This is a genomic window from Achromobacter arsenitoxydans SY8 (assembly GCF_000236785.1).
Taxonomy (GTDB): domain Bacteria; phylum Pseudomonadota; class Gammaproteobacteria; order Burkholderiales; family Burkholderiaceae_B; genus Achromobacter; species Achromobacter arsenitoxydans.
Genome location: NZ_AGUF01000057.1, coordinates 24,407 through 49,324, shown reverse-complemented (window position 1 = coordinate 49,324; position 24,918 = coordinate 24,407). Strand labels below are relative to the sequence as shown.

At 65.7% G+C, this 24,918-nt stretch carries 22 protein-coding genes and 1 pseudogene; 14 read left to right on the top strand and 9 right to left on the bottom strand.

Features of this window, described 5'->3' with window-relative positions:
- Positions 1 to 54 precede the first annotated feature (54 nt).
- From KYC_RS17915 to KYC_RS30135, 7 genes and pseudogenes are all read left to right on the top strand, one after another.
- Positions 55 to 708: a hypothetical protein gene (locus tag KYC_RS17915; RefSeq protein WP_238531954.1), complete on the top strand. Its 654-nt coding sequence runs from the start codon at positions 55 to 57 to the stop codon at positions 706 to 708.
- Positions 705 to 1,511, top strand: a complete 807-nt coding sequence (gene cpaB / locus KYC_RS17910; RefSeq protein WP_008164922.1) for a Flp pilus assembly protein CpaB — start codon at positions 705 to 707, stop codon at positions 1,509 to 1,511. The genes KYC_RS17915 and cpaB overlap by 4 nt, the downstream gene beginning before the upstream one ends.
- Positions 1,508 to 2,869 carry a type II and III secretion system protein family protein gene (locus tag KYC_RS17905; RefSeq protein ID WP_043518821.1) on the top strand — a complete coding sequence of 454 codons (1,362 nt, stop codon included), beginning with the start codon at positions 1,508 to 1,510 and terminating at the stop codon, positions 2,867 to 2,869. The genes cpaB and KYC_RS17905 overlap by 4 nt, the downstream gene beginning before the upstream one ends.
- A 4-nt stretch (positions 2,870 to 2,873) precedes the next feature.
- On the top strand, positions 2,874 to 4,565 hold the full coding sequence (locus KYC_RS17900; protein ID WP_043518819.1) for a TadA family conjugal transfer-associated ATPase: 1,692 nt from the start codon (positions 2,874 to 2,876) through the stop codon (positions 4,563 to 4,565).
- The gene (locus tag KYC_RS17895; protein WP_008164919.1) at positions 4,562 to 5,407 is read left to right on the top strand and encodes a type II secretion system F family protein; all 846 of its coding nucleotides are present in this window, start codon (positions 4,562 to 4,564) and stop codon (positions 5,405 to 5,407) included. Before KYC_RS17900 ends, KYC_RS17895 begins: the two co-directional genes overlap by 4 nt.
- 12 nt (positions 5,408 to 5,419) lie before the next feature.
- The gene (locus KYC_RS17890) at positions 5,420 to 6,292 is read left to right on the top strand and encodes a type II secretion system F family protein (protein ID WP_008164918.1); all 873 of its coding nucleotides are present in this window, start codon (positions 5,420 to 5,422) and stop codon (positions 6,290 to 6,292) included.
- Positions 6,289 to 6,522, top strand: a pseudogene (locus tag KYC_RS30135) (DUF192 domain-containing protein); the annotation flags it as partial. The gene KYC_RS17890 and the pseudogene KYC_RS30135, both read left to right, overlap by 4 nt.
- A gap of 6 nt (positions 6,523 to 6,528) precedes the next feature.
- Here the strand turns inward: KYC_RS30135 and KYC_RS29910 are convergent.
- Entirely contained in the window at positions 6,529 to 7,332 is an 804-nt protein-coding gene (locus KYC_RS29910; protein ID WP_008164917.1) for a BPSS1780 family membrane protein, read from the bottom strand.
- Positions 7,333 to 7,397: 65 nt separating this feature from the next.
- On the bottom strand, positions 7,398 to 8,366 hold the full coding sequence (locus tag KYC_RS17880) for a homoserine kinase (protein WP_008164915.1): 969 nt from the start codon (positions 8,364 to 8,366) through the stop codon (positions 7,398 to 7,400).
- A 184-nt stretch (positions 8,367 to 8,550) separates the two neighbouring features.
- On the opposite strand from KYC_RS17880, the gene dusA reads away from it, so the two are divergent.
- Positions 8,551 to 9,567, top strand: coding sequence for a tRNA dihydrouridine(20/20a) synthase DusA (gene dusA, locus KYC_RS17875; RefSeq protein ID WP_081478059.1), 1,017 nt, complete (start codon positions 8,551 to 8,553; stop codon positions 9,565 to 9,567).
- 34 nt (positions 9,568 to 9,601) lie between these two features.
- Here dusA and KYC_RS17870 read toward each other — a convergent pair whose 3' ends face one another.
- Both KYC_RS17870 and KYC_RS17865 read right to left on the bottom strand, forming a co-directional pair.
- Complete coding sequence (locus KYC_RS17870; RefSeq protein ID WP_043518816.1) at positions 9,602 to 10,060, bottom strand: CBS domain-containing protein; 459 nt, start codon at positions 10,058 to 10,060, stop codon at positions 9,602 to 9,604.
- A gap of 38 nt (positions 10,061 to 10,098) precedes the next feature.
- Positions 10,099 to 11,412 (bottom strand): YihY family inner membrane protein, encoded by a 1,314-nt coding sequence (locus KYC_RS17865; RefSeq protein ID WP_043518815.1) that lies wholly within the window; start codon positions 11,410 to 11,412, stop codon positions 10,099 to 10,101.
- A gap of 17 nt (positions 11,413 to 11,429) precedes the next feature.
- Here KYC_RS17865 and KYC_RS17860 point away from each other — a divergent pair, with 17 nt between their 5' ends.
- The 3 genes from KYC_RS17860 (at position 11,430) to KYC_RS17850 (ending at position 14,216) form a co-directional block, all read left to right on the top strand.
- A complete protein-coding gene (locus tag KYC_RS17860) occupies positions 11,430 to 11,801 on the top strand; it encodes a DUF2069 domain-containing protein (protein ID WP_008164905.1) in 372 nt (123 codons plus the stop codon).
- Positions 11,798 to 13,285: a protein adenylyltransferase SelO gene (locus KYC_RS17855; protein WP_008164903.1), complete on the top strand. Its 1,488-nt coding sequence runs from the start codon at positions 11,798 to 11,800 to the stop codon at positions 13,283 to 13,285. Before KYC_RS17860 ends, KYC_RS17855 begins: the two co-directional genes overlap by 4 nt.
- A gap of 211 nt (positions 13,286 to 13,496) precedes the next feature.
- Entirely contained in the window at positions 13,497 to 14,216 is a 720-nt protein-coding gene (locus KYC_RS17850) for a response regulator transcription factor (protein WP_043518814.1), read from the top strand.
- 30 nt (positions 14,217 to 14,246) lie between these two features.
- Here the strand turns inward: KYC_RS17850 and KYC_RS17845 are convergent, their stop codons facing one another.
- Together KYC_RS17845 and KYC_RS17840 are read right to left on the bottom strand one after the other, a co-directional pair.
- Positions 14,247 to 15,641 carry a sensor histidine kinase gene (locus KYC_RS17845; RefSeq protein ID WP_420796121.1) on the bottom strand — a complete coding sequence of 465 codons (1,395 nt, stop codon included), beginning with the start codon at positions 15,639 to 15,641 and terminating at the stop codon, positions 14,247 to 14,249.
- Positions 15,642 to 15,772: 131 nt separating this feature from the next.
- Positions 15,773 to 17,743: an EAL domain-containing protein gene (locus tag KYC_RS17840; protein ID WP_043518810.1), complete on the bottom strand. Its 1,971-nt coding sequence runs from the start codon at positions 17,741 to 17,743 to the stop codon at positions 15,773 to 15,775.
- A gap of 534 nt (positions 17,744 to 18,277) precedes the next feature.
- Between KYC_RS17840 and KYC_RS17835 the strand changes: the two genes are divergently transcribed.
- The 3 genes from KYC_RS17835 to KYC_RS17825 are packed head-to-tail and all read left to right on the top strand — an operon-like array spanning position 18,278 to position 21,640.
- Entirely contained in the window at positions 18,278 to 19,660 is a 1,383-nt protein-coding gene (locus KYC_RS17835; protein ID WP_008164894.1) for a putative bifunctional diguanylate cyclase/phosphodiesterase, read from the top strand.
- A 36-nt stretch (positions 19,661 to 19,696) separates the two neighbouring features.
- Complete coding sequence (gene aroC / locus KYC_RS17830) at positions 19,697 to 20,764, top strand: chorismate synthase (protein WP_008164891.1); 1,068 nt, start codon at positions 19,697 to 19,699, stop codon at positions 20,762 to 20,764.
- A gap of 36 nt (positions 20,765 to 20,800) precedes the next feature.
- The gene (locus tag KYC_RS17825) at positions 20,801 to 21,640 is read left to right on the top strand and encodes a M48 family metallopeptidase (RefSeq protein ID WP_043518863.1); all 840 of its coding nucleotides are present in this window, start codon (positions 20,801 to 20,803) and stop codon (positions 21,638 to 21,640) included.
- Positions 21,641 to 21,667: 27 nt separating this feature from the next.
- Here the strand turns inward: KYC_RS17825 and KYC_RS17820 are convergent, their stop codons facing one another.
- The 3 genes from KYC_RS17820 to KYC_RS17810 all read right to left on the bottom strand — a co-directional run bounded on the left by KYC_RS17820 (position 21,668) and on the right by KYC_RS17810 (position 24,896).
- The gene (locus KYC_RS17820) at positions 21,668 to 23,629 is read right to left on the bottom strand and encodes a bifunctional diguanylate cyclase/phosphodiesterase (RefSeq protein ID WP_008164887.1); all 1,962 of its coding nucleotides are present in this window, start codon (positions 23,627 to 23,629) and stop codon (positions 21,668 to 21,670) included.
- A gap of 17 nt (positions 23,630 to 23,646) precedes the next feature.
- On the bottom strand, positions 23,647 to 24,324 hold the full coding sequence (locus tag KYC_RS17815; RefSeq protein WP_008164886.1) for a transglutaminase-like cysteine peptidase: 678 nt from the start codon (positions 24,322 to 24,324) through the stop codon (positions 23,647 to 23,649).
- Between the two features lie 62 nt (positions 24,325 to 24,386).
- Complete coding sequence (locus KYC_RS17810; protein ID WP_008164884.1) at positions 24,387 to 24,896, bottom strand: hypothetical protein; 510 nt, start codon at positions 24,894 to 24,896, stop codon at positions 24,387 to 24,389.
- Positions 24,897 to 24,918 lie beyond the last annotated feature (22 nt).

Genomic DNA, 24,918 nt, shown 5'->3' with positions numbered 1-24,918 from the left:
CTGGAATTTTCTCAGGGACGTCTACGCGCCGCCGGACGGATATCCGTGATCGGCATGTGCCTGGCGCTGGCCGTCCTGCCGGCCGGCGGATACGCGGCTGGGGGCGCCGCCGGCCTGAAAAGCTTGCGCTTCCCAGCGGGATCGGCGCACGAACTGCTGGCCGAGCGCGTTTGGGTGCATGGCATGCCGGCCCAAGTACTGGTGTTCGATGTCCCCCAAAGGCCCGCCGTCCTTGCTCGCGCACTGTCCGGCCAGCAACCGGCCCTTGCGGATCTGCATGTGCTGCCGGGGCAATTGATCCTTTCGGGGCAGGTGGGCGATGACCGTTGGATTGCGCGAATGGAGGCGGCGGGCGCCGAACGCACCGTGGGAAGCATATCGGCCACGAACGTCCGGGCTGTTCCCGTCATTCCCCGGCCGGCTTGGCTGCCGGACGGGGCCCGTCTCAGGCTGGACGTGTCCATGACGGAAAACGGCGCAAGAATGTCCGAGCGCATATGGCAGCATGCGCTGCCTCCCGACAGGATTGCGCGGTTGCTCGATGCTGGCCTGAAACAAGACGGATGGGCCCGTCTCGGTGCTGGGGGCGCAGATCATGCGCAGGCCGGTGTCGAACAATGGTGGGGCCGGGAGCGCGAACGCATGAAGCTGTGGCTGGTGCCGCTGGACACCGGCAGCGGACTGCTGGTCAACGGGTGGACGCAATGAAGGGCGGGATCCTGCGCGGCGCCGCGCGTCTGCGCCGGGCAAGCGTGTATGTCCTGGCGATGCTTGCCGGTCTGGTCGCGGCCTGGGCGGTCCGGGAGCACGTGCAGCAACGTGTTCAGGCACTGGAGGCCGAGGCTCGCACTCCAATGGTGAGCCGTCTGGTGGCGGCCTACGATCTGCCGGCGGGGACACTGCTGGAAGAAGTGCATGTGGCGGTGCGCGAGATCCCGCAACCCTGGGCGCCCGGCGCCAGCGTGGATCCGCTGGAACTGAGCAGCGTGCTCGGGGCCACGCTTATTGCCGACGTTGCCCATGGTGAACCGTTCTTGCGGGGGTTTCTGTCGTTCAATGCGCCGGTACCCACCTTGTCGTCCCGGCTTCGGGCCGGGCAACGCGCGCTCACGGTTGCCGCAGGCGATCTGGGCGGCCTGGCGGACATGCTGCGAGCGGGCGATTCGATCGACGTTTATGCGACGTTCTCTCATCGTCAGCGGGAGCATACCGTTCCGGTGCTGCAGGGCATGCGTGTACTGACCGTGGCCAACGGCGTCGACGGACCCGGCAATGTCACGTTGGCGGCCACGCCGGACGAGGCATTGCGGTTCATCGCGGCGCGGCAGGCAGGCGCGCTGACCGTCATGCTGCGCAATCGCGATGACGCGGCGGCGGTCAATGTGCCCGTGCAAGGCGATCTCGCGTCGCTCATGGGTCTGGATTCAGGGCCCAGGCCCGCGCCCGGCGTATCCATCCTTTATGGCGATCGCCTGGAGGGGCGGGCTGGTTTCGAAGCGGAGCGTCCATGACTCGCATCCATGTAATCCTGGCGTTGTGCCTCTGCCTGGCAGCGATGCCAGCCTGGCCCGCAACCGAAATGCTGGAGTTGCAAGTCGGCGAAACACGCGTATTGCCGCACCCCGGAGTCAGGCGGGTGGCCATTGGCAACAGCCAGGTGCTCAGTGCGGTGGCCGCCGAAGGGCGAGAGGTCGTGGTCTTTGCCCGTGCCGAAGGCGTGTCGTCCGTGCATGTCTGGGCAGGCCGCGACCGCATCGCCGCTTACGAGCTGCGGGTGGTGCCCGCTGGAACGCCCCGCTTGCGCGCCGAAGTCCAGAGCCTGCTTTCGCGCATTCCCGGCGCCCGCAGCACGAACGTGGGCGGGCGCATTCTGATCGAGGGCGATGACTTGTCCGATGACGACCGCGCCCGCATTGCGGCCCTGGCCGACCGTTATCCGGCCGTGCTCGATTTCACGGGGCAGGTCGGCTGGGACCGCATGGTGCTGCTGGATATGCAAGTGGTCGAAATCCCGACATCCCGGTTGCAGGAGTTCGGCGTGCGCTGGGACGGAATGACGCAAGGCGGTGTCAACGCCGGAGTGGCCTGGGACGGCGGATCTCGCGGCCGCATGCTGCGGCCTGGCGAACAGGTCATCGAAACCACTGCTCCGGTCTCTGCCGCAGCGGGTTACTTTGGCGTCAACGCCTTGCTGTCGGCACGTATTGCGGCGCTGGCGCAGACCGGAGAGGCCGTGATGCTTGCGCAGCCGCAACTGCTTGCGCGCAGCGGGGCGAGCGCAAGCTTCCTGGCTGGCGGAGAGGTGCCCTACGCGTCCACCGATGCCCGCGGCAACCCCACGACGCTATTCAAGCCTTACGGTGTTTCGCTGAACATCACGCCCCGGATAGACCGCAACGGAATTATCCGGTCCTTGATCGAAGTGGAGGCCAGCTCGGTGGATACGTCGCTGAGCCTGCCCGGCGGGCCTGCCTTGCGCACGCGGCGGGCATCCACCGAGTTCAACGTCCGGTCCGGCAACACGCTGGTCATTGGCGGGTTTCTGTCGCGAGAGCAAGGCAAAGAGGCCAGCGGACTGCCCGGGCTGCAGAACATTCCCATCCTGGGCGCTTTGTTTTCGTCACGTCGCTATCAGCGGCGCGAAACCGAGCTGGCCATCTTCGTGACGCCGAAGATCGTGTCGCAGGGCGATCCCGCGATGGAGAGCCGGGTGCGGCTAGGGCGGGAAACGTTGCAGACCGCATTCCCCGAACCGCCTCAACTGGGCACGACGGCGCCCGTCAATGCCGGCAGCTGGGATCCCTATTCAGGCGCGGGATCCCAATGGGCGGGCAGGCCGGACGATGTCAACCCATCCATGCCGGAGTAGGCCGATGCTCAAGATTGAAATGACATTCGAAGATGCCGCCACGCGCTGTCTGGACATTCCCGCGCCGGTGCTTATCGGGCGGGGAGCAGATTGCGGATTGCGCATACCGACCTGGCGAGTCGGGCGCCAACACGCCCGCCTGTCGCGTGAAGAGGCCGATATCGTTCTCGAGGACCTGGGTACGTTCGCAGGCACCGTGGTGAATGGCGAGCGTGTGGCGCGTCATGCTCCCGTGCTGCCGGACGACGAGATCCTGATAGGACCCTGTCGGTTGCGGGTGTCCCTGGCCGAACCGGAAAGCCCCGCGCCGGGCGGTAATGCGGAGGCGGCGTCGCCCGCGTCCGGGCTTCTCGACTCGCCTCGAACCGGGGGCGATTCCGCCGCATCGCCCCTCCCGCAGTCTGCGCCGTCGCGTCACCGCTTGCATGATCGCCGCCGCCTGCATGCCGCTTTGCTGAGCGCGCTGGACCTGCGTCGGCGCGACGTGGCGGGAATGAGCGACGGCACGCTGCGCGCTGAAGCCGAGCGCTTGCTGACGCATATCGTCGCCGCTGATTCCGAACTTCCCGCGGATGCGGACAGGGTCTCGTTGTGCAGGGACGTGCTGGATGAAGCGGTTGGTCTGGGGCCGCTCGAACCGTTGCTGGCCGCGGCGGACGTCACGGAGATCATGGTCAATCGCTACGACGAGATCTACGTCGAGCGTGGAGGGCGCCTGTGGCGCCAGCAGGCCGCCTTCACCAGCGAGCAGTCCGTGCGCTGGGTGATAGAACGCATCGTGACGCCGCTAGGCAGGCGCATCGACGAAAGCTCGCCCATGGTGGATGCACGACTGCCGGATGGGTCGCGCGTGCACGCCGTCATCCCGCCGGTGGCGATGAAGGGCGCCAGCCTGACGATACGGAAATTTCCTCGGCAGCGTCCGCAGATGCCGGACCTGATCGCGTTGGGCGCCCTGAGCAATCCCATGGCGCAGTTTCTTGCGCTATGCGTCAGGATGCGCAAGAACCTGGTGGTTTCCGGCGGAACCGGGGCCGGCAAGACAACGCTCCTGAATATCCTGTCGAACGAGATCCCGGACGGCGAGCGGGTCGTCACGATCGAGGATGCGGCGGAACTGCGCCTGAACCACGGCCATCTTGTGGGGCTGGAAGCGCGGCCGGCAAACCAGGAGGGCCGAGGCCGCATTGATATCCGGGAGCTCGTCCGCAATGCCTTGCGCATGCGGCCGGACCGCATCGTAGTGGGCGAATGCCGCGGTGCGGAGGCGTTCGACATGCTGACGGCCATGAACACCGGGCATGAGGGTTCGCTCACCACCTTGCATGCCAACTCCCCGCGCGATGCGCTGGCGCGCCTGGAGTCCATGATCCTGATGGCTGGCCTGGATCTGCCGCTGTCCGCGGTGCGCGAGCACATTGCCGCCAGCGTGGACATTGTGGTCCAACAGGCGCGGCTGACGGACGGGCGCCGCGTCGTGACATCCATCGTCGAGGTGTCCGGCATGGAGAGCGGGCGTATCCAGTTGCAGGACCTGTTCCGCCATGATCGCAATCGGGGATTTGTCGGCTGTGGCGGCTTGCCCAGCTTCTCGCAGGAATGGGCGGAGCAGGGCGTAATGCTCGATACCGCCTGGTTCTCTGACGCGACGATCCGCGTGCCGGCGGTCGCGGCCTCTCCTCTGGGTCAGCCATGATCTGGCTGGCGGCGGGAGCCGCCATGCTGTGCGCGGGCCTGCTGGCCTGGCGCGCCCAGAACTGGTTCACGCCCGCGCTGCGGCGCTACCGGGAGGTCTATACGCAGGAGGCCGGCGTCCGGCTGAGCGAAGTGTTCCTGTTCATCGACCCGGCGCAGCTTTGGGCGGGAGCCGTCGGCTGCGCCGCGGTGGCGGCGCTGGCGGCGTTTGCCGCGACGGGCAGCGGCATGCTCGCCGTCCTGCTTGCGGCGCTGGCGTCGCGTGCGCCCCGGCTGCTGGTGGACGGCCTGCGCCGCAGGCGCGCTCGGCGCTTTGAAGAACAGTTGCCCATGGCTTTGCTGATGTTGGCGTCCGCGTTGCGGGCGGGCGTGGCATTGGCCACCGGACTGCGCCACGTCGTGGACCAGAGCGGGGCGCCGCTAGCGCAGGAATTCGGCCTGATGCTGCGCGAGCAGCGCCTTGGCGTGCCATGGGATGCCGCGCTGGACAACCTTCAGGCCAGGATGCCGGCCGACTCGACGACGTTGGTCGTGGCGGCCATGCGGATCGCGGCCAAGACGGGGGGCAATCTGGCTGAGGCGCTCGAGAGCATCGCCCAGACCTTGCGCGCCAGGCTGCAGTTGCAGGGAAAACTGCGGGCGCTGACGTCGCAGGGACGCCTGCAGGCCTGGATCGTTGGCGCCCTGCCTTTGCTGTTGCTGGCTGTGCTGGACCGCATGGCACCTGAAACGATGGGACTGTTATGGCACACCCCGATGGGCTGGGGCGTGCTGGCCGTTGTAGGGGTTCTAGAGGTCGCGGGGGGGCTTCTGATCCGGCGCATCATGCGAATCGACATCTGACGGGAGGCCGCGATGTGGCTGTATTTGGGCATGTTGACCACGGCTGGTGGAACCGCGTGGCTGGCCTGGGTTCTGCTGAGGCCGCTGCTGCACGAAGATCAGGAGGCTTCCATGGCCATGCCCTGGTGGTGGCGGGCGGCCTGGCCTTGGATTTCCGCGGTGGCGCCGCTGACGGGATCATTGTGTTCGTGGCGCTGGCGGCTTCGTCTGACGCGCGCAATCGAGCAAGCCGCGTTGCCCGCCGGCGTGGACTATGCGCACCTGGCGGCGCTATGCGCAAGCGCCGCGCTGGCCGGCGGCGGTTTGGCGGCGCTGGCCGTCTTGACGTCGGCCCCCGAGGTCTCGCTGGCCTGGGCGTCCTGGGTCGGGGCCGCCACGCTGGCCTCGGGGGCGGCCCCGGGCTTGTGGCTGAGGCGCCTTGGGGACCAGCGGCGCCGCAACATCGAACGGGATCTGCCGTTCGTGTTCGACATGATGACGTTGTGCGTGGAAGCGGGCCTGAGTGTGCAGGGGGCCTTGCAATTGGCGGCCCAGAGCGGGCCTCCCGGCGTGTTGCGGGATGCGTTGGCGGATGCCTTGGCCGAGATGCGGGCGGGCGTGTCAAGAATCGCCGCGATCAAGGCGCTGGCCGATCGCAGCAACAGTCAGCTCGCACGCAACTGGGCGGCGGCCCTGGCGCAGGCGGAAGCCTTGGGCGCAAGCTTGGGGCCGGTGCTGCGCGCGCAGGCGGCGCAATGCCGCAGCGACCGTCACATGCGAGCGGAGCAGTTGGCGATGCAGGCGCCCGTGAAGATGTTGCTGCCCCTGATCGGCTGCATCTTTCCGTGCACCTTCATCGTGCTAGCTTTTCCCATTGCCGTACAACTGCTGCAGAGCGTGCAATGAACGGGCCTACATCCCGGCGGACCGACCGCCTGCGTCTGCTGGTGGTCAAGAGCTGGCGCGGCAGGATGCGCGGCCTGCTGGGCCGCAAGGAGCCGGGGCCCCGGTGCGGCGTCATGCTGATTCCTTGCGCCGCCGTGCATACCTTTGGCATGCGCTACGCCATCGACGTGGCGTTCATCTCGCGGGACGGGCGGGTGGTGGCGCGGCGCCGGGCATTGGCGCCAGGCCGCGTGGCGCTATGCCTGCGCGCCGTTGCCGTTGTCGAGATGCGAGCTGGCGTTATTGATGCCGAACACGGAGGTGTAGGCCGGATAGAAGCTGCAATACAGTACGCCGCCCGCCGCGATATTGAACGGGATCTGCAGCGTGCCCGCCATCTGCGGCGACAAGCCGATGGCAACCAGCAGCCCGGCGCACAGGTCGATGAACAGGAATACCAGTATCCAGCAAGCGCCATAGACCAGGAAGGGCAGCTTGTTCCGCCAGCAGGCGATACCTGAGAAGAACAGCGCCTGAGTCAGGCGCAGGCTGTGCCAGGCGACCAGCACGGGCGCATGCCAGAACAGGGCGGCGATCACCACGTAGCAGATCGCAAACAGCGCAAGCGGCAGCGCCATGGCCGACAGGATGGGCTCCATGCTTTTCTCGACGGACGCGATACGCATGCCTTCCATCATGGCGTCGGTGAAGGGCAGGAAAATGATCAGGCCGGTCACCATGCAGAGGGCCGCGTAAAGCACGCCCATCAGGAACAGCTTCCTGAATACGCCGGGCTGCTTGAGCGGCTTGCCCCACATGGACGGCAGCATGACGCGGTCGGCTTCCACGTGCTTGCACGCCGATAAGGTCATGACGGTGATGATGGGCATCAGGGCCACGACCAGCATCGGGCCCACCGGCGGCGTGGCGGTGGCGAAGACGACCAGCAGGCTGATGGCCATGGCCCAGGTGAACATGGCCAGGGGCTGCTTGCGGAACAGACGGAAGCCGTCTCGGACCCAAAGCCAGCCGGACGTCGCGGGAAGAAATGCTGCTTGCATGGCTCTCTGAAAGGGAATGTTCTCTCAAAAGGGAGGTGCTGCTCCCATTATGGGGGGCGTAACGATTACGGCAATATCGGCAGATCCGGGCGGTGGCGCGCTTGCAACACTCTTTCGAAGTGGCGAGGGTCGTGCGGCTTGAGGGTCTGGGCCGGCCGCGGCAGGAAAAAGTCGTACAGGCGGGAAAGCCAGAATCGCAGGGCCGCAGCCCGCAGCATGAGCGGCCAGGCTTCGCGCTCGCCTTCGGTGAAGGGGCGCACGGCGGCATAGGCATTCAGCCAGGACTGGACCAGTTCGGGGACGAATTCGCCCGTGTCGCGCTCGATGCACCAGTCATTGACACTGACCGCCACGTCGAACAGCCAGGTGTCGCAACCCGCGAAGTAGAAGTCGATGATGCCGCCCATGAGCGGATTCTCGAACGTGCCCGCAAAGAGGACGTTGTCGCGGAAGAGGTCGCAATGGGCCGGCCCCGTGGGCAAAGCCTGCCACGCGGGCGTGGCGGCGGCCGCCTGCTGCGAGGCCAGCTCCGAAGCAAGCAGTTGGGCCTGGGCAGGATCCAGGAATGGCATGACCTTGGGGGCCGTTTCCAGCCACCACGACAGCCCGCGCAGGTTGGGCTGGCGGATGGGGAAGTCCTGGCCAGCCAGGTGGGCGCGGGCCAGCGTGGCGCCCGCCAGCGCGCAGTGGGCCGCGCCCGGCGCGGGCTCGTAGCCGCCGGGCAGGCGCGACACAATGGCGCAGGGTTTGCCGTGCAGCGTGGTCAGGCGGGTGCCGTCACGCAGGTTTTGGGGCTGGGGAACTGGAATGCCGCGCCCGGCCAGGTGATACATCAGCTCGATGTAGAAGGGCAGTTGGGCTTGAGTCAGGACTTCGAACAGCGTCAGGACATACTCGCCCCGGGTCGTGTACAGGAAATAATTGGTGTTCTCGATGCCCGCCGTAATTCCTCGAAGCGAGACGAACTCGCCCAGATCGAAATGCGCCAGGAGGGCGCGCGCGTCGTCGTCGGAAACGGGGGTGAATACGGCCATGGATGTTCGGGTGTGAGAGGTTAACGGACGCTCGGACATGCCTGTACGGCGGCGGCGGCGCAATTTTAGACCACATGGCGGGCGGGCTCCGGCGGCCGTTCGGCGGGCGGACGAATCCGGCCGCCGGACATAATGCCGTCAAGCACCGTAAAATACCGCATCCCCTTGTTTTGTAGAGTGATTCTTGGACTCCCCCGATTGGCGGCTATGCGTCGCCCCGATGATTGACGTTACCGATCGCCATTGCCGTTACTTTCACCGGCTGCTGGCCCCGCGCGCACGCCTGTACACGGAAATGATCACCACGGGCGCGCTGCTGTACGGCAATGTCTCGCGCCACCTGGACTTCGATGAAGCCGAGCACCCCGTAGCGCTGCAGTTGGGCGGCAGCGAGCCCGACGCCCTGGCCCAATCCGCGCGGCTGGGCAGGCAGTGGGGCTATGACGAAATCAACCTGAATTGCGGCTGCCCGTCGGAACGGGTGCAAAAAGGGGCGTTTGGCGCCTGCCTGATGGCGGAGCCCGCCCTTGTGGCCGATTGCATGAAAGCCATGCAGGACGCCGTGGATATTCCTGTCACGGTCAAGCACCGCCTGGGTCTGGATTACGACGAATCCTATGATTTCGTTCGCGATTTCGTCGGCAAGATCTATGACACCGGATGCCGGGTTTTCATCGCGCATGCCCGCAATGCCGTCCTGAAGGGGCTGTCCCCCAAGGACAACCGCGAAATCCCGCCCCTGCGCTACGACGTGGTTACGCAACTCAAGCGCGATTTCCCGGATTGCACGTTTGTGCTGAATGGCGGTCTGGCCGACTCCGGCCAGTCAGTGCGCGCGGCGGAAGCCTTCGACGGCGTGATGCTGGGCCGCGCCGCCTGGCATACGCCGCGCGTGCTTTCCGAGGTTTCCTTGCAGCTGTGGCCGTCTGTGCGGCTGCCCAGCGACGCGCAGGTGGTGGACGCCATGACGGAATACGCCGCACGGCAGGTCGCCAAGGGCGTGCCGCTGCGGGTGATGACCCGCCCCATGCTGGGGCTGGTGAACGGCCAGTCGGGTGCGCGCCGCTGGCGGCGCATGCTGTCGGACCCGGCCTTGCTGGCGGCCAACAACCCGGAACTGATCTACGACGCGTGGCGCAGCCAGCGGCATGCGCCGGGTGCGCGCGACGCCGCGTTCGAATCGGCGCCGGCCGGCATGTGAGTCTGCGTCAGGCCCGTGCGGGCCTGACGGGGGCTCAGGACTGCGCGGGTTCGGCGCTTTCGGTGGGCCAGTCGCGGATGTAGGCTTTCAGCATGTTGTTTTCGAACTGCTGGGCCGCGACGATGGCCTGGGCCATGTCATAGAAGGAAATCACGCCCATGAGCGTCGGGCCGTCCATGACGGGGATGTAGCGCGCGTGCTTTTCCAGCATGAGGCGCTGGACTTCGTCGGCGCTGGTGTTGGGCGACACGCTGACAGGCGCGTCGTCCATGATGGAGCGGATGGTCGTTTCGCCGGCTCCGCCATGCGCATGCATGTGGCGGATGATCTCGCGGAACGTGAGCATGCCGGTCAGGGTGCCGAATTCCATGATTACAAGCGAGCCTATGTCCTGCTCGCTCATGGTTTGCACTGCCTGGGAAACAGGCATGTCCGGCGACGCTGTATAGAGCGTATCGCCCTTGACGCGCAAAATCTCGCTGACCTTCAACATCGGTATCTCCTGCGGGCGGACTACGCCCGAATGCTTTGCTATTTCTTGTTCGCTTCCAATTGCAGTATGGGAGCGACTCCATTTCCGGTATTTTGCGCTTCTCCGCAAAGTTCTTCCAGCGTCGGGCTATTTTGCTGGGAATCCACGGACGCGGCGACCCGTAATATGTCCGGGTCGTTGCGCACGCGCTGCTGGCGGCGGTCCAGCAGGAAATGGTCGACTACCGGCGCCATGGAGGTTTCCCTGGCATCGCAGGTAAGCATCCATTTGTCGTCGGGGCTGCGCGTGACCAGTCCCATGGTGCTCAGCGATTCCAGCACTTCGTTAAGTTCGTCCTGATGCAGCCGCAGCTGCGCCGCCAGCGCGTTCGGCGAGAGGCCGTCGATTTTGGATAGTTGCGCCTTGCGCAGTGCGCGCAGGGCATCCAGGGCATCCACGAAGGGCGCGCCGGGGTAGCGGTTGATCTTCCAGCGGCCCAGCCTGATGAGCGGGGCGCTTGAAGCCAGCGTCGCGCCCAGCAGCACCGCCAGCCAGGACAGGTAAATCCACAGCAGGAAGATCGGCAGGGTGGCGAAGGCGCCGTAGATGACCGTGTAGGTGGGAAACCGCGTCAGGTAGTAGGCGAACCCCGACTTCATGATTTCCAGCACGATGGCGGTGACGCTGCCGCCCACCAGGGCGTCCCGCCACAGGACGTCGCGATTCGGCACGACGACGAACAGCGCCGCGAAGCCCAGCCCGGTCAATATCAGCGGGATGAAGGAAATGGCGACACTGACGGCCTCGGGCACGTCCTGGACCAGCCCCAGCGATTCCCGGGCCACGAAAGACGTCGCCCAGAGGCTGGCGCCGGCCAGGACCGGGCCCAGCGTGATGATGGCCCAGTAGACCAGCGCCCGCTGCGGCAATGGCCGCTGGCGCGAGACGCGCCAGATGTCGTTGAAGGCCTGGTCGATGGTCATGATGAGCAACAGCGAGGTGACCAGCAGGAAGGCGCCGCCGATTGCCGTCAGGCGCGATGCCTGGCGCGCAAACTGGTTCAGGTATTCCATGATGTTGTCCGAGACGGACGGCGGCATCAGGCTGTTGGTCAGGAAATCCTCGAGGGCGACCCGGAATTCCTGGAAGACGGGAAAGGCGGTGAACAGCGACAGCACCACCGCCAGCATGGGAACGATCGCCAGGACTGTCGTGAAGGTCAGGCTGGATGCGACCTGGAGCAGTTTTTCTTCGTTGGCGCGTTGCGCGATAAAACGAAACACGCGCCCGGCCTTCGCGACCCATGAAGTGCGCGAGGTCGGAGGTTCAGCTGCCGCCGGCGTAGCGGCGGGGGGCTCGGCAGGGCGGTTCATCAGGCGATAATAGCAGCATGAACCCTGAACTCAATCCCCGTTTGCGCCTGCTGGCGTCGGTTTCATTGTTTGCCCTGATCGTACTTTGCGTCGCCTGGGAAACCGTGGTGGCGCCGGTCCGGCCCGGGGGCTCGTGGATGTTCCTGAAGGCCTTGCCGCTGGCATTTCCGCTGCGCGGCATCGTGCGCGGCAATCTCTATACTTACCAATGGGCGGCGATGCTGTCGCTGCTGTACCTGATGGAAGGGGTGGTGCGCGCCATGTCCGATCCGGCGCCGCTGTCCGTCCTGATGGCATGGGGCGAAATCCTCCTGTCGGCCACGTTCTTCCTGAGCGCCATTTTCTATGTGCGGCCCGCCAAACGGGCTGCCCGGAGCCAACGCGCATGAGTGCCCTGTCCCTGACTGAACTGCAGGCCGTCAATTCCTTTGCGGCATTGCCCGCGGCTTTCTATACCCGCCTGGCGCCCCAGGGGTTGAACAACCCGCGACTGCTGCACGCCAATGCGGATGCGGCAGCCCTGATCGGCCTGGATCCGGCAGCCTTGTCCACGCCCGAATTCCTGGACGTGTTTTCCGGCGCCCGGCCGCTGCCGGGCGGCGATACCCTTGCCGCCGTCTATAGCGGCCACCAGTTCGGCGTCTGGGCGGGGCAGCTTGGCGATGGCCGCGCCCACCTGCTGGGCGAGGTGCAGGGGCCTGAAGGCGGCTGGGAACTGCAGCTCAAGGGATCGGGCATGACGCCTTATTCCCGCATGGGCGACGGCCGGGCCGTGCTGCGCTCGTCCGTACGCGAGTACCTGGCCAGCGAAGCCATGCACGGGCTGGGCGTGCCGACGACGCGCGCCCTGGCGCTGGTGGTTTCCGATGACCCGGTCATGCGGGAAACGGTTGAAACTGCGGCCATCGTGACCCGGATGTCGCCCAGTTTCGTGCGGTTCGGCTCGTTCGAACACTGGTCGTCGCGCCGCCAGCCGGACATGCTCAAGACCCTCGCCGATTATGTGATCGACCGATATTATCCAGAGTGCCGCGATGCGCCGGCCGGTGAATCGCCGGCCGACACCGCGCCGTATATCAACTTGCTCAGGGCGGTGACTCGGCGCACGGCTTTGCTGATGGCGGATTGGCAGGCGGTTGGGTTTTGCCACGGTGTCATGAACACCGACAATATGTCCATACTGGGACTGACGCTGGATTACGGTCCTTATGGATTCATGGACGGGTTCCGGCTGGGGCATGTCTGCAACCATTCCGATTCCGAAGGGCGCTACTCCTGGAACCGCCAGCCGTCGGTGGCGCTGTGGAACCTGTACCGCCTTGGCGGCAGCCTGCATATGCTGGTGCAGGATGCTGACGCCCTGCGCGCCGTGCTGGACGAATTCGAAGCGGTATTCACGCGCGCCTTCCACGACCGGATGGGAGCCAAGATGGGGCTGGCCGCCTGGCTGCCCGAGGACGAAGCGCTGCTGGACGACCTGCTGAAGCTGATGGACGCCAACCAAGCCGATTTCACCCTGACCTGGCGTCGGCTGGCTGATGCGGTGCAGGGCCGGCGCAGCGCTTTCGAAGACCTTTTCATCGACCGTCCCGCGGCCAGCGCGTGGCTGGACCGGCTGGTGGCCCGCCACGCGCAGGACGGGCGGCTTGTGCAGGAAACGGTTGCGGGGATGAATCGGGTCAATCCGCTGTATGTGCTGCGCAATCACTTGGCGGAGCAGGCGATCCGTGCCGCGAAAACCGGCGACGCCAGCGAAATTGATACCCTGATGAAACTGCTGCGCAATCCGTTCGTGGCCCAGGAGGGTTATGAACGCTATGCCACGTTGCCGCCGGATTGGGCTGGCGGAATTGAAGTCAGCTGCTCGTCCTGATTGCATATTCCGGCAATATCGGGGCTATTGGATCGGCGTCAAAGCGCGATTTACGAAAAAAATCTCGCAAAAATGTGAAATACCCCGGTTTTTTTCGCTGCAATCATTCGTTTCCATTGTAAAAGTCGTAAGATTGCCGGTTCCGGGGCCTTTTTTGCGATGTGGTCTCCAGGGGTATCTGTCAAAAATTTCAAAATAAAGCACTCTGAATATGCCTGGCGCAGATGGTTTGCTATGTATCGGCCTGCTTGAGGACGACGCCGACTTCCGCGAGGAATTGGCATTGGGCCTGGGCGGTTACGGTTTCCGCGTGGCGTTCGCTTGCGACAACGCGGTGGCGTTTTATCGCCGGTTGCAGGAACAGCCTTGCGACATCGTCATACTGGATGCCCATCTTCCCGGCGAAGACGGTTTTTCCGTCGCGACCCGGCTGCGCGCCTTGAGCCCCGTGGGCATCGTGATGCTGACCGGCCGCAGCGCCCTGGAAGACCGTGTCCGGGGGCTGGAAGGCGGCGCCGATGTTTACATGACCAAGCCCGTCGACCTGCTCGAACTCAGTTCGGTCATTCGCAGCCTGGCGCGCCGGATGCGCCTTGCGAAGGCGCCGCGACCGGCCGACGCCGAAACGCGCGCCTCCGCCGACACCAATTGGTCCCTGCAGGACGGGGGCTGGATCCTGGTGGCGCCGGACGGGGCTTCGTTGCACCTGAGCGCCCAGGAACGGACGTTCCTGGTGGCGCTGATGGACGCGGCCGGCAGCGCCGTCAGCCGCCAGGCCCTGGCGGAACTGTTCCTGCCAGACAGCCCGGGCGGATTCGAACTGCGCCGCATCGACGTGCTCGTAAGCCGCTTGCGCGCCAAGGCGCAAAGCGCAGGCCTCAAGCTGCCGGTCCTTTCGGTGCGTGGCCAGGGCTACGTGTTCGCCGCCTGACGTTTATCCAGGCAGTCAACTGGCGGCGCGCTACGCCGCGGGCCCGTTGGCGGGCAGGGTGATGACAAAGCGCGTCCCCACGCCCACCTTGCTCTGCATGGTCAGCGTGCCGCCCTGACTTTGGCAGATGCGCCGCGCCAGGAACAAACCGATCCCCATGCCAGGCGTTTCCCGATGCGCGGAACGGCGAAAGCGCGGCTCGAATATCCGGGCCTGTTCTTCTTCGCCGATGCCCGGCCCACGGTCAACGACCGCGGTCCAGGTCATGGGTTGGTCGCCGACGCGCGTGTGCCCAGTTTCTATCCGCACCGGTTCATTGGCGGGGGAATACTTGATGGCATTGTGGATCAGGTTACGCACTACCACGCTCGTGAGGGGGCGATCGCAATAGACGGGCAGGCTGGTCTGGGCCTGCAGCACCAGCGAATGCGCCGTATCGGGCTGCATGGCGGTCACGACATCGCGCACAAGCTCGGCCATGTCGGTTTGTTCGCCGCGCGGCGTCCATGCCTGCTCGTCCAGCCTGTCCTGGTTCAGCAGCTGGTCCATCAACTCGGTCATCCGCGTAACCGACCGGTGAATACGGGCCAGGCGGCTGTCGACGGTTTCGCCGCTGCCGGAAAGAATCATGTCCAGCGACTGGGCTGCCGCGCTGATGGTTGCGAGCGGCGCGCGCAGTTCGTGCGAGATCAGGGCATTCATCTGGCGCTGCGTTTCCAGCGCGCCGGCAAGCTCCGCAACCCGCAGTTCGCCCTGCGCCTGGTGTTCCACGTCCGCCAAGTCGGCAGGCTTGCGGCCCGCCGCGCCGCGCAGGGGCGAGTCCAGCGCCAGCCAGAGGAGCGCGCCCGACACGAGCAGCAGCCTGAATAGCTCGACGGCCGTGCCCGCCGTATCGGCCCCGCCGGCAGCCCAGGCATCGCGCCCCAGCATCCAGGCCGAGGCGCCGTACGCAAGCGCCAGCGCCACGGACGAGGCGCGCCCGGCCGCCTGCCGGACAGCCTTTGCGCAGAACCATACCGCCAGCGGCAAGCTGAGAACAGCGCAGACGCCCGCAACGGATGTGGGCAGCAGTCCGGATTCGGTCTCGTAGACGAAGATCAGCGCCAATGCGGCGACGCCGGCCAGTGCGACGCTGCTCCAGCGGCATGCCGCAGCGAGAATCCCGGCGGCGCGCGATCCTTGTATCAGCGGAGCGGTGGATGCCAGCAAGGCCGCAAACGACCCCGCTTGCAGCGCGCCCGGCGGCATCAGCGACGGCATCGAGCGAAACAGGCCTTCCACTAGCACGAAGGCCAGGCCGGCTGCATACATTGCGTTGCGGGTATGCGCCCAGGCGAGGCAGAAGGCCAGGGCGCATGCGATCGCGACGCCCGAGGTCAGGCCCGATTGCAGGTTGTCGAGGCCGCCATGTTGCGCATAGGCCAAGGCATGTCCCGGCCAGAGCAGGACGCACAGCAGCGGCCCCAATCGCGACCAGGAAAATCGCCGGCCGCTGCCGGTCTGATCAGCGCGGTGGTGGCGGAAACGCCAGCGGGTGCGAAGAAACAATCCTTCCGTCAACTAGGAACCCATTGGTGATCATGCGCGAGATCGTGCGCGTGGGCGGAGTTTACGACAGCCCTGCGTATCGCGCGCACGCCGGTGTCTTCCAGTACGAATTGCGTGGCGGTGTCGGGCACGTCCGCGGCATAGACCGCCATGTCCAGCGTCATGGCGGTGGCCACGACAGTGGCGGCCAGGTGCTGGCTGCCGGGACTGTGCAGCAGTCCGGTGATGAAGCTGCCGCTGAGCGTGACGTAGGAGAGGGGAAATTCGTGCAGGTGCTCCATTGCGCCGAATTGCTGCGAAAGCCGCGATACGCCGACGCGGCCGCCTGCGCTGGTGACGACGTCGCAGAGCTGGCGCACGTCTGCGCCCTGTTCGACCAGTCCCGCGGCGTCGACCTCGATGATCAGCCGCATCGTCAGCGCTGGCCGATCGGCCAGCATGCGTTCCAGCCGGGGAAAGAAGGAGCCCTGCGCCAGCGTGGCCAGCGAGACCGGGATCGTCAGTGCGTCGTCATGGGTGAACAGCCAGTCCAGCCCCAGGCGGATCGCCTGGATGTCGCATTCTGCGGACAGGCCAAGGCGCACGGCCGGGGGCATGAAGATCGAGGCCGGCACGGGATCGGTGCCCGAGATGTCGTGCAGCGTCAGGCTGGCTTCGTAATGCAGCAACGTGCCGGACAAGTCGTGAAGGGGCTGCGCGGACAGCGAAAACCGGTGCTGTTCCAAGGCCGTGACCAAGGCGTCGTGCCAGCTGTATTCGCCGATGCGGGTACTGTCGGCGGCCTGGCTTGCGGGGGCGACCTGGTCGTCGTCGGCGCTTTCCGCGCACATCAGCGCATGGTCCAGGCGCGCCAGGATATCGCTCATGTTGTCGCCGGGGGCGTAGGCCGCCATGGCCAGCGCCCAGCGGCACCAGCCGTATTTGTCCATCGGCACGCGCAGCGAGCGCAGTTCGCGCCGCACGCGTTCGGCCAGCAGGCTGGCCTGCGGCGCGGACGTGTGCGGGAGCAGCAGGGCAAAGTCAGATCCGCTGATCCGGGCGATCAGCGTCGCCGGCCCGCCGAACTCTTCCACCAGCCGGCGCAGCCGCTCGGACGACGAGCGCAGCCATTGGTCGGTGAAGGCGCGCGACAGGTGCCGGTTGATCTGCGCCAGATCGCGCTGGCGGAACATCAGCAGATGGCCGCCGGTGTCGGCGGTCTTGTCCGCCAGGGCCAGCCGGAACTGATCGACGAAATGCCTGCGGTTGGACAGGCGGGTGATGGGGTCCCGGTAGATCTCGCTCTGCAGGGATTCGATTCTGGCGTTCTGTTCCTCGACCGTGGCGGCCACGCGGCGCTGCGCGTCGACCAGGGCCTGGTCGACGCCCGCAACCTCGCATGAGCCTGTCAATGCGGCATCCTTGTCCTGCGCCAGGCTGCGCACGCGCTCGCAGATGTCGCGCGATGTGCGCGCCTCGATCCAGCGCACCAGGCTCATGGCGAAAATGGCCCAGAAGACGCCTGCGGCCAGGACCAGGCCCAGCACGCGTATGCCGCCTTGCCACAGCGTGTCGCGCGCGCGCCGCGCGTCGGCCTGCACGGTGATGACGCCCTTGCTTCGGCCATCGGCGGCAGTGAACTCGCGGGTGATTTCCGGCGCGTCCATGTCTAGCCACGCACCGCGCCAATCGCGGTCGACTCCGCCGGTGTCCCGGCGCGCGCTGCGTTCAATGGCGGCGGAATTCCCTTCGTTCGTGATACGCACCAGCGCGTACAGGCCCTGGCCGAATAATTCGTCCGCGAGTTCAGCCTGTTCGCCCGGCGTGCCCGCGCCGTGGGACAGCGCCCACGCTAACGTGCGAACGCCCGCCTCTCCCTGCTGCGCCAGTTGTGCATTCAGATAGCGATGCGCGGCCAGCATCCCCAAGGCCTGTGCGCCGAGCAGGATGAAGCCGATCAGAAGGGCGGAACATAAAAGTAGCCGGCGTAGTGTGGGCATGTACTTGCGGATCCCTTCCTGGGCTGGCACGGTTGCCTGCGTTGCGAGGCGCTCAGCCTCAGGTTGAAGGCGGGTGTCGGGCGTCGGCAGCGCCTGACAGGTTAAAGACCTGGATAAAAAACGTGACACCCGTTACCAATACCCGGGTGGCGACGCTTACACTGCCAATCGTCATGTCACAGAACGCACAGAATATTACGAAATTCGCCTGAATTTCAGACAAGCTATGTAATTATTTCGTTCGTGATATTTGTCTCGTTGAGAACTATTGAGACACTGCGTATTAATTTTTGGGGTTCGGCTGTCGTAGAAAGGGCAAGGCATGGCGAACAGGACCGGCCAGCGACCGCTAATCCAGGACCCGTCATGACCCGCCGCGAGCAACTACTGATCCGAAGGAACCCAGGAAAAAGGGGCGCGTTGCCTCTGAAGTGTGGCGTTTTTTTGCGAAAACAATGCATAATTTAAAAAATGTTACAGTCCTTGGACCCGTGGTCGGGCCGCAACGCCAGGGACTTATGGATAGGGGGCTCCGTGCGTGAGAGTTACCTGCTCGCACTGTGCCTGACGCTCGCGGGCGCACTTGCAGCGATCAGTCTGCTGTTCGTCCGCAGAGAGCGCGCCCTGCGCCGCCGCCTGACGCGTGATGAACTGACCGGCCTCCTCAGCCAGCAGGAGCTGCATCGTCGCGCGCGCGCGTGGCTGGCCAAGCCCCAGGGCGCCGAGCGCCAGGGCGCTTTTTTCCTCGTCAATTTCGAACACTACGCGCAGATCAGCGCCATGCTGCGGGCCGGCGAAGACCAGGCGCTGCTTGTGCTGGTGGCGGACCGGCTCAGCCTGGTCACTCGTACGTTGGGCGGGATGGCGTCGCGCACCGGCGCGGACTCATTTACGGTCTGTGTGCCCGGCGTCGACGAGGAGGGCGCGGCTCAGGTATCGGCCAAGCTGCTGGAAGACCTGAGCCAGCCCTACGAATTAGGGGGGCGTCCCCTTATTGCTGTTTTCCGTATCGGAACGGCGCTGTATCCTGCGCACGGCCGCAGTGTCGAGGAGCTACAGCGTTGCGTGCAGGTCGCCCTGGTGCCGCTGAAAGAGCGCGGGGGACCTGGCTGGAATCTCTTCGACTTCCGGCTGCTGGCCAGACAGCGCGACCAGCAAGGTCTGGAAAACGACCTGCGGCTGGCATTGACGACGCCGGCGATGGAACAGTTCGAGCTGTATTACCAGCCTGTCTGCGATAGCGGAACCGGCGTGGTGCAGGGATGCGAAGCCCTGTTGCGCTGGCACCACCCCGTCCTGGGCAGCGTGTCCCCCGCCGTGACCATCGAACTGGCCGAACGCAGCGGCCTGATCGTGCCTCTTGGCGCCTGGATCCTGGAGCGCGCCTGCACGCAGGCGGCACTGTGGCCGGCGGCCTGGCGCGTCCATGTGAACCTGTCGGTCAAGCAGATGAACGAGGCCAGCCTGGTCCAGCTGGTTTCGGACGTGCTGGCCGCGACCCGCCTGTCTCCGCGCAAGCTGGTGCTTGAGATCACCGAGTCGATCTTCATCCTGCACTACGAGCGCCACGTGAAAATTCTGAACACGCTGCGAGCCCAAGGCATCGGCGTGGCGCTGGACGACTTCGGCTGCGGCTATTCCAGCCTGAATCACCTGCGGCATCTTCCCATTGATTGGGTCAAGATCGACCGCAGTTTCATTTCGGCGCTGGAGTCGGACGCGGGCAGCCGCGAGGTCGTGTCCGCATTGTTCGGCCTGTGCCAGGCGATGCGCCTGCCGGTTGTGGCGGAAGGCGTGGAAACTGAAGGCCAGCGCGAAATCCTGAAATCCCTGGGCTGCCGGGTAATGCAGGGCTTCCTGTTGGGCAGGCCGGCGCCGGCCTCCGAAATCCAGGCTTTGGCCTCGGCGGTGTCATAATCGGGGTTGCTTGCAAACCCGACCTGTTGACTTCCTATGCCCGGCAATACCCTAGGTACCCTCTTTACCGTCACGAATTTCGGCGAATCCCACGGGCCGGCCATCGGTTGCGTGGTGGATGGCTGTCCTCCCGGATTGGCGCTGGACGCCTCTGATATCCAGCTTGAACTGGACCGCCGCCGTCCCGGCACGTCGCGCCACGTGACGCAGCGCCAGGAAGCCGACCAGGTGGAAATCCTGTCGGGCGTGTACGAAGGGGTGACCACGGGCACTCCCATCGGTCTTCTGATCCGCAATACCGATGCGCGCAGCAAAGACTATTCCAACATTGCCGACACCTTCCGGCCAGGCCATGCCGACTACGCCTACTGGCGCAAGTTCGGCGTGCGCGACCCGCGGGGCGGCGGACGTTCGTCGGCACGGCTGACGGCGCCCACCGTGGCGGCCGGCGCAATCGCCAAGAAATGGCTGTCCGAGCAGTACGGCGTGAAGGTGCGCGGCTACATGAGCCAGCTCGGCCCGGTCGCGATTCCTTTCGTGTCCTGGGACGAAGTGCCCAACAATCCGTTCTATGCGCCCAACGCCGAGGTCGTTCCTGAACTGGAAGCCTACATGGACCAATTGCGCCGCGATGGGGACTCCGTGGGCGCGCGCATCGAAGTCGTCGCCGAAAACCTGCCCGCCGGCTGGGGCGAACCCATCTATGACCGCCTGGACGCCGACATCGCTCACGTGTTGATGGGGCTGAACGCCGTCAAGGGCGTGTCCATCGGCGCCGGTTTCGACTGCATCGCGCAGCGCGGTTCCGAGCACGGCGACGAAATCACGCCGGACGGCTTCCTGACCAATCACGCCGGCGGCGTGCTGGGCGGGATTTCCACTGGCCAGCCCATCACCGTGTCCCTGGCGATCAAGCCCACGTCCAGCATCCGCGTCGAGCGCCGCTCGGTCAATCGCGCCAATGAACCGGTGATGGTGCAGACTTTGGGCCGCCACGACCCTTGCGTCGGCATCCGGGCCACCCCCATCGCCGAAGCGATGCTGGCGTTGGTGCTGATTGATCACGCCCTGCGCCATCGCGGGCAGTGCGGCGCGCCGGTCTGATACGCTTGCCGCTCTTGAATTGGCTTGGAGGCCGACATGAACCAGAAGCGTCATTTTCTGCGCAATGCCGGAGCCGTGCTGTCGCTGGCGGTGCTGGCCGGCTGCACGGGCATGAATACGACCCAATCGGGCGCCGTGGGCGTCAACCGTACCCAATACATGTCCAGCATGGTGCCGTCGCAGGCGCTCGAACAGGAGGCGACGCAGCAGTACGCCGACATCCTGAAAGAGGCGCAGGCCAAGGGCCTGCTGGACCGGGATGCCCAGCAGCTGGCGCGCGTGCGCAATATCTCCCAGCGCCTGATCGCCCAGGCGGGCGTGTTCCGCCCGGACGCCGCGGGCTGGAAATGGGAAGTGCATGTGCTGTCCAGCGACGAGATCAACGCGTGGTGCATGCCGGGCGGAAAGATCGCCGTCTATACCGGGCTGATCGGCAAGATCAAGCCCTCGGACGACGAGTTGGCCGCCGTGTTGGGCCACGAGATCGCCCATGCGCTGCGTGAGCACGCGCGCGAGCGCGTTTCCCAGCAGATGGCTACGAACCTGGGCCTGTCGGTGTTGTCCATCGCTACCGGCTCGTCCGTGGCTTCCGACCTGGGCGGGGAATTGACCAGCGTGATGTTCACCCTGCCCAACAGCCGCACGCACGAGACCGAAGCGGACCGGATGGGCGTGGAGCTGGCGGCAAGGGCAGGGTATGACCCGCGCGCCGCGGTGACCCTGTGGCAGAAGATGGGGGCGGCCAGCCAGGGCAATGCGCCGCCCGAAATCCTGTCGACGCACCCGTCGGCGGCGTCGCGCATCAGCGACCTTCAAGCGGCCGCGCAGAAGGTGATGCCGCTGTACGAACAATCCAAGGGCCAGGCCGCGCGCTGATGGCGTGCGGCGCGCGGGCGGGGCGCATCAGGCCCCGTTCGTGATCCTGACTCCCTGGCCCCGCATGATGCCGATGCCCAGTCCGATCAGGATGCGCTGGGTTTCGGCGTCTGGCACGTCTTCCGCATAGACCGCGATGCCCAGGTTGCGGGCGGTTTCCAGCACCGACGCCGTCAATTGCTGGCTGCCGGGGCTCTGCGACATCCCCCCGACGAAACCTCCGCCCAATTTCACGTACGACAAAGGCAGCGTGTGCAGCTGCGCGACCGCGCCAAACTGCTGCGCCAGCCGGCGCACGCCGAGGTGGGCGCCAAACTCGGAGACGACGTGCGCCAGCGCGGTGATCTGCTCATGGCATTCCACCAGGCCGTGCGCGTCGATTTCCAGGAACAGGCGGTTTGCCAGCGAGCGGCGCTCGGTCAGCAGCAGGGCAAGCTGGCGCAGGAACTTCTGGCCCCGCAGCGAAGGCAGGGCGACGCGGATGGCGAGCTCGCCCTCGTGGCTGGCGAGCCAATCCAGGCCCAGGCGGACGGACTCCAGGTCGCAGTCGGCCACAAGATCCAGGCGCACGGCTGGCGGGATGAACAGCGTGGCGGGAATCGGTTCCTGGTTGGGCGCCGTGCGCAGCATCAACATGGCCTCGGTCCGCACGACGCGTCCGTCCAGCGCCAGCAGCGGTTCGGTCGAGAGCTCGAAATTCCGATGTTCCAGCGCGGTCTGGATGGCGTCCTTCCAGGCGCGTTCTCCGGATTCGGACGGAGACTGCATATCGGTCGCTCCCGCGATCACGACTTGGTCGTTGCCGGCGCTTTCGGCGCGCATCAGGCCGAAATCCAGGCGCGCCAGCACCGGTCCGGCCTGGCTGCCGTGCCCGTAGTCGGTCATGGCCTGCGCCCAGCGGCACAGGTGGCCTTCACCTACCGGAATGCGCGAGGCATGCAGGTCGGCCCGCAACTGTTCCGCGACCATCATGGCCTGCGGCGCCGCGCAGCCGGGCAGCAGCAGCGCGAAATCCGATCCGTTCAGCCGGGCCAGCATGGGCGACGCGACGTGCATGCGCTTCAACGTGCCCTGGATGCGTTCGCACGCCGCACGCAGCCATTGATCAATGAACTCGCGGGGCATGTGGCGGTTCAGGTCGGCCAGGTCGCGCTGGCGGAAAACCAGCACATGGCCGCCGTCGATCCGGCGCTTGCCCGCGGCGGATCCCGCTTCCAGCGCGCGCCGGAATTCATTGACGAAGTACTTGCGGTTGGGCAGGCCGGTCACGGGATCCTGGTTCAGCTCCAGTTCCAGCGATTCGATCTTGGCGTTCTGTTCTTCGACGCTGGCGTGCACGCGCTCGCGGGTCTGGTTCAACGCCTGGACCACCCCTGAAAGTTCAGGGACGCGGGCTTCGACCTGTTCAGACGGGGAATCGCGGCCGATGTCGCGCACGTGTTCGCTGATTTCGCGCAGCAGGCGGTTCTTGATCCACCCCACCAGCACAAACGCGAAAACCGCCCACAGGATGCCCGCGCCGACCACCAGGGCGATCATCTTCAGGCTGCTGCGCCACAGGGCTTCCCAGGCATAGGCATCATTGGCGACCAGGGTGACTTCGCCGATCTGGCGCCAGCCGTCGCTGACCGCGTGGGTCGCCGCTTGCGCATCGAGCGGCGCCAGCGCCTGGAACCATGCCGGCACCGAAGCCGCGGCCGCCGCGGACTTGCGTTCGATCAGGACCTTGCCGTCGGGGTCGGTCAGGCGCACCAGCGAAAAGTGCCCGCCGTCGTACAGCGCGGACACCAGCAGTTCCTGCACGACCGGATCGTTGTTCGCCGGTTGCGACAGGGACAGGGCCAATGACACGGCCGCGTCGGTGCTCTGTACCTGCAACTGCCCGGACAGGTATTCGCGCGCGGAGTTGATGCTGAGCGCCAGCGTCCCCAGCAGGATGACGCTGATGGCAAGGGTGACGCTGAGCAGTAGCTGTCGAAGAATGGACATAGTCTTGGTTCCGGACGTCAGGGGCGGATGCCTTCCCGTTCCATGCGTTGAAGTAGGTCGCGCCAGCGGCTCAGGCGGTCAACGGGCGCGGCGGCCTTGCCGTCCACGTAGACGCCGTCGGCGTTGAAACTGAAAACCGGCGTCAGGTCGCGCCGCTGCGTCGCCGGGAGAATGGTTGATATCAGGCTGTCCAGCACCAGCGGGACGGCGTTCGGGGTTTCGTAGTAGCCCAGGACCATGTGGGCCACCTGGCTGCTGCTGGCCGCGCCGCCGATGCGGGCGCGGACATAGATGAAGCGCAGCTTGTTGGCCGGGACGCCCATGGCCAGCAAGGTGAAATACTTGCCGATGACATAGTCTTCGCAATCGCCAGCGCCTTTGCCCAGGGACTCGAGCGGCGTGGCCCAATAGTCCGTCTGTTTCCAGATGAAGGAGTCTTCGCCGGAGAGCAGGGCGCGGTTCCAGAAATCGTTCGCCAGCGTCAGCCTGTCCTTGTCCGCCGCCGGAGCGGGGCTGCGCAACAATTGCAGCCAGTTCGAGACGGATTTGGAGCCCTTGGCGCCGTAGCGGCTGGCCGACAGCTTCTGCAGCTTGGCGTCGTCGACTTCGATCGCAAAGCTGCCGCCCCACCAGCACGCGAGGCCGAGCAGCGCCAGGCTGACGGCCCGTTTCAGCCGGGGCGGGCGGCGCAGCATGAGTCAGGGGGCAAGGGGGCTCGCCGCATTGATGCAGTTCTCCTGGGCGCTTGCGCAGCGGATTAGTTGCTCTTTGCCTGCCGGGCGGCCTTCATGCGGGCGCGGTCGGACGCCTCTTGGGTGAGGTTCTTGATATAGCCATCGTAGGTTTCGCCGTGAGTCGCCTTGCGGACTTCCTCGCCGACCTGGCAGGCCCATTTTTCGCCGCCGACGATCAGCGCGGATTGGGTGATCAGGTCCGCATACGACGACCGCAGGACGAAAGCGATGCTTTTCTCGTAATTGCCGCCATCGCGTTCCAGTTTGGTGGCGATCTGCCAATTGGACACGGCGTTGATGAGCACCGCATTGAGGTGGTCGAAATGCGAGCGGTAGAAGGCGTTGCGGGGCAACCTGATGAGCGCCTCGAAGAAGCCTTGGTTGATCTCGTCGTCGGGGACTTCCTTGTCCCGGTCGATCAGATCGTCCCACAGGTGCGCGATGCGGCACACCATGTCCACGTAGTCGGCCGCGGCGGCGTTTCCTTTGAACCAGGTCAGGAGCTGGTCGCGTTCAAAAAAATGCTTGGGCATGGGATACGGGAATGAACCCGCG

What these genes read in the sequence shown, in the direction of transcription:
- KYC_RS17915 (WP_238531954.1), top strand. Translation starts at nt 55, where the DNA reads ATGTGCCTGGCGCTGGCCGTCCTGCCGGCCGGCGGATACGCGGCTGGG.
- cpaB (WP_008164922.1), top strand. Translation starts at nt 705, where the DNA reads ATGAAGGGCGGGATCCTGCGCGGCGCCGCGCGTCTGCGCCGGGCAAGC.
- KYC_RS17905 (WP_043518821.1), top strand. Translation starts at nt 1,508, where the DNA reads ATGACTCGCATCCATGTAATCCTGGCGTTGTGCCTCTGCCTGGCAGCG.
- KYC_RS17900 (WP_043518819.1), top strand. Translation starts at nt 2,874, where the DNA reads ATGCTCAAGATTGAAATGACATTCGAAGATGCCGCCACGCGCTGTCTG.
- KYC_RS17895 (WP_008164919.1), top strand. Translation starts at nt 4,562, where the DNA reads ATGATCTGGCTGGCGGCGGGAGCCGCCATGCTGTGCGCGGGCCTGCTG.
- KYC_RS17890 (WP_008164918.1), top strand. Translation starts at nt 5,420, where the DNA reads ATGTGGCTGTATTTGGGCATGTTGACCACGGCTGGTGGAACCGCGTGG.
- KYC_RS29910 (WP_008164917.1), bottom strand. Translation starts at nt 7,332, where the DNA reads ATGCAAGCAGCATTTCTTCCCGCGACGTCCGGCTGGCTTTGGGTCCGA.
- KYC_RS17880 (WP_008164915.1), bottom strand. Translation starts at nt 8,366, where the DNA reads ATGGCCGTATTCACCCCCGTTTCCGACGACGACGCGCGCGCCCTCCTG.
- KYC_RS17870 (WP_043518816.1), bottom strand. Translation starts at nt 10,060, where the DNA reads ATGTTGAAGGTCAGCGAGATTTTGCGCGTCAAGGGCGATACGCTCTAT.
- KYC_RS17865 (WP_043518815.1), bottom strand. Translation starts at nt 11,412, where the DNA reads ATGAACCGCCCTGCCGAGCCCCCCGCCGCTACGCCGGCGGCAGCTGAA.
- KYC_RS17860 (WP_008164905.1), top strand. Translation starts at nt 11,430, where the DNA reads ATGAACCCTGAACTCAATCCCCGTTTGCGCCTGCTGGCGTCGGTTTCA.
- KYC_RS17855 (WP_008164903.1), top strand. Translation starts at nt 11,798, where the DNA reads ATGAGTGCCCTGTCCCTGACTGAACTGCAGGCCGTCAATTCCTTTGCG.
- KYC_RS17850 (WP_043518814.1), top strand. Translation starts at nt 13,497, where the DNA reads ATGCCTGGCGCAGATGGTTTGCTATGTATCGGCCTGCTTGAGGACGAC.
- KYC_RS17840 (WP_043518810.1), bottom strand. Translation starts at nt 17,743, where the DNA reads ATGCCCACACTACGCCGGCTACTTTTATGTTCCGCCCTTCTGATCGGC.
- aroC (WP_008164891.1), top strand. Translation starts at nt 19,697, where the DNA reads ATGCCCGGCAATACCCTAGGTACCCTCTTTACCGTCACGAATTTCGGC.
- KYC_RS17825 (WP_043518863.1), top strand. Translation starts at nt 20,801, where the DNA reads ATGAACCAGAAGCGTCATTTTCTGCGCAATGCCGGAGCCGTGCTGTCG.
- KYC_RS17820 (WP_008164887.1), bottom strand. Translation starts at nt 23,629, where the DNA reads ATGTCCATTCTTCGACAGCTACTGCTCAGCGTCACCCTTGCCATCAGC.
- KYC_RS17815 (WP_008164886.1), bottom strand. Translation starts at nt 24,324, where the DNA reads ATGCTGCGCCGCCCGCCCCGGCTGAAACGGGCCGTCAGCCTGGCGCTG.
- KYC_RS17810 (WP_008164884.1), bottom strand. Translation starts at nt 24,896, where the DNA reads ATGCCCAAGCATTTTTTTGAACGCGACCAGCTCCTGACCTGGTTCAAA.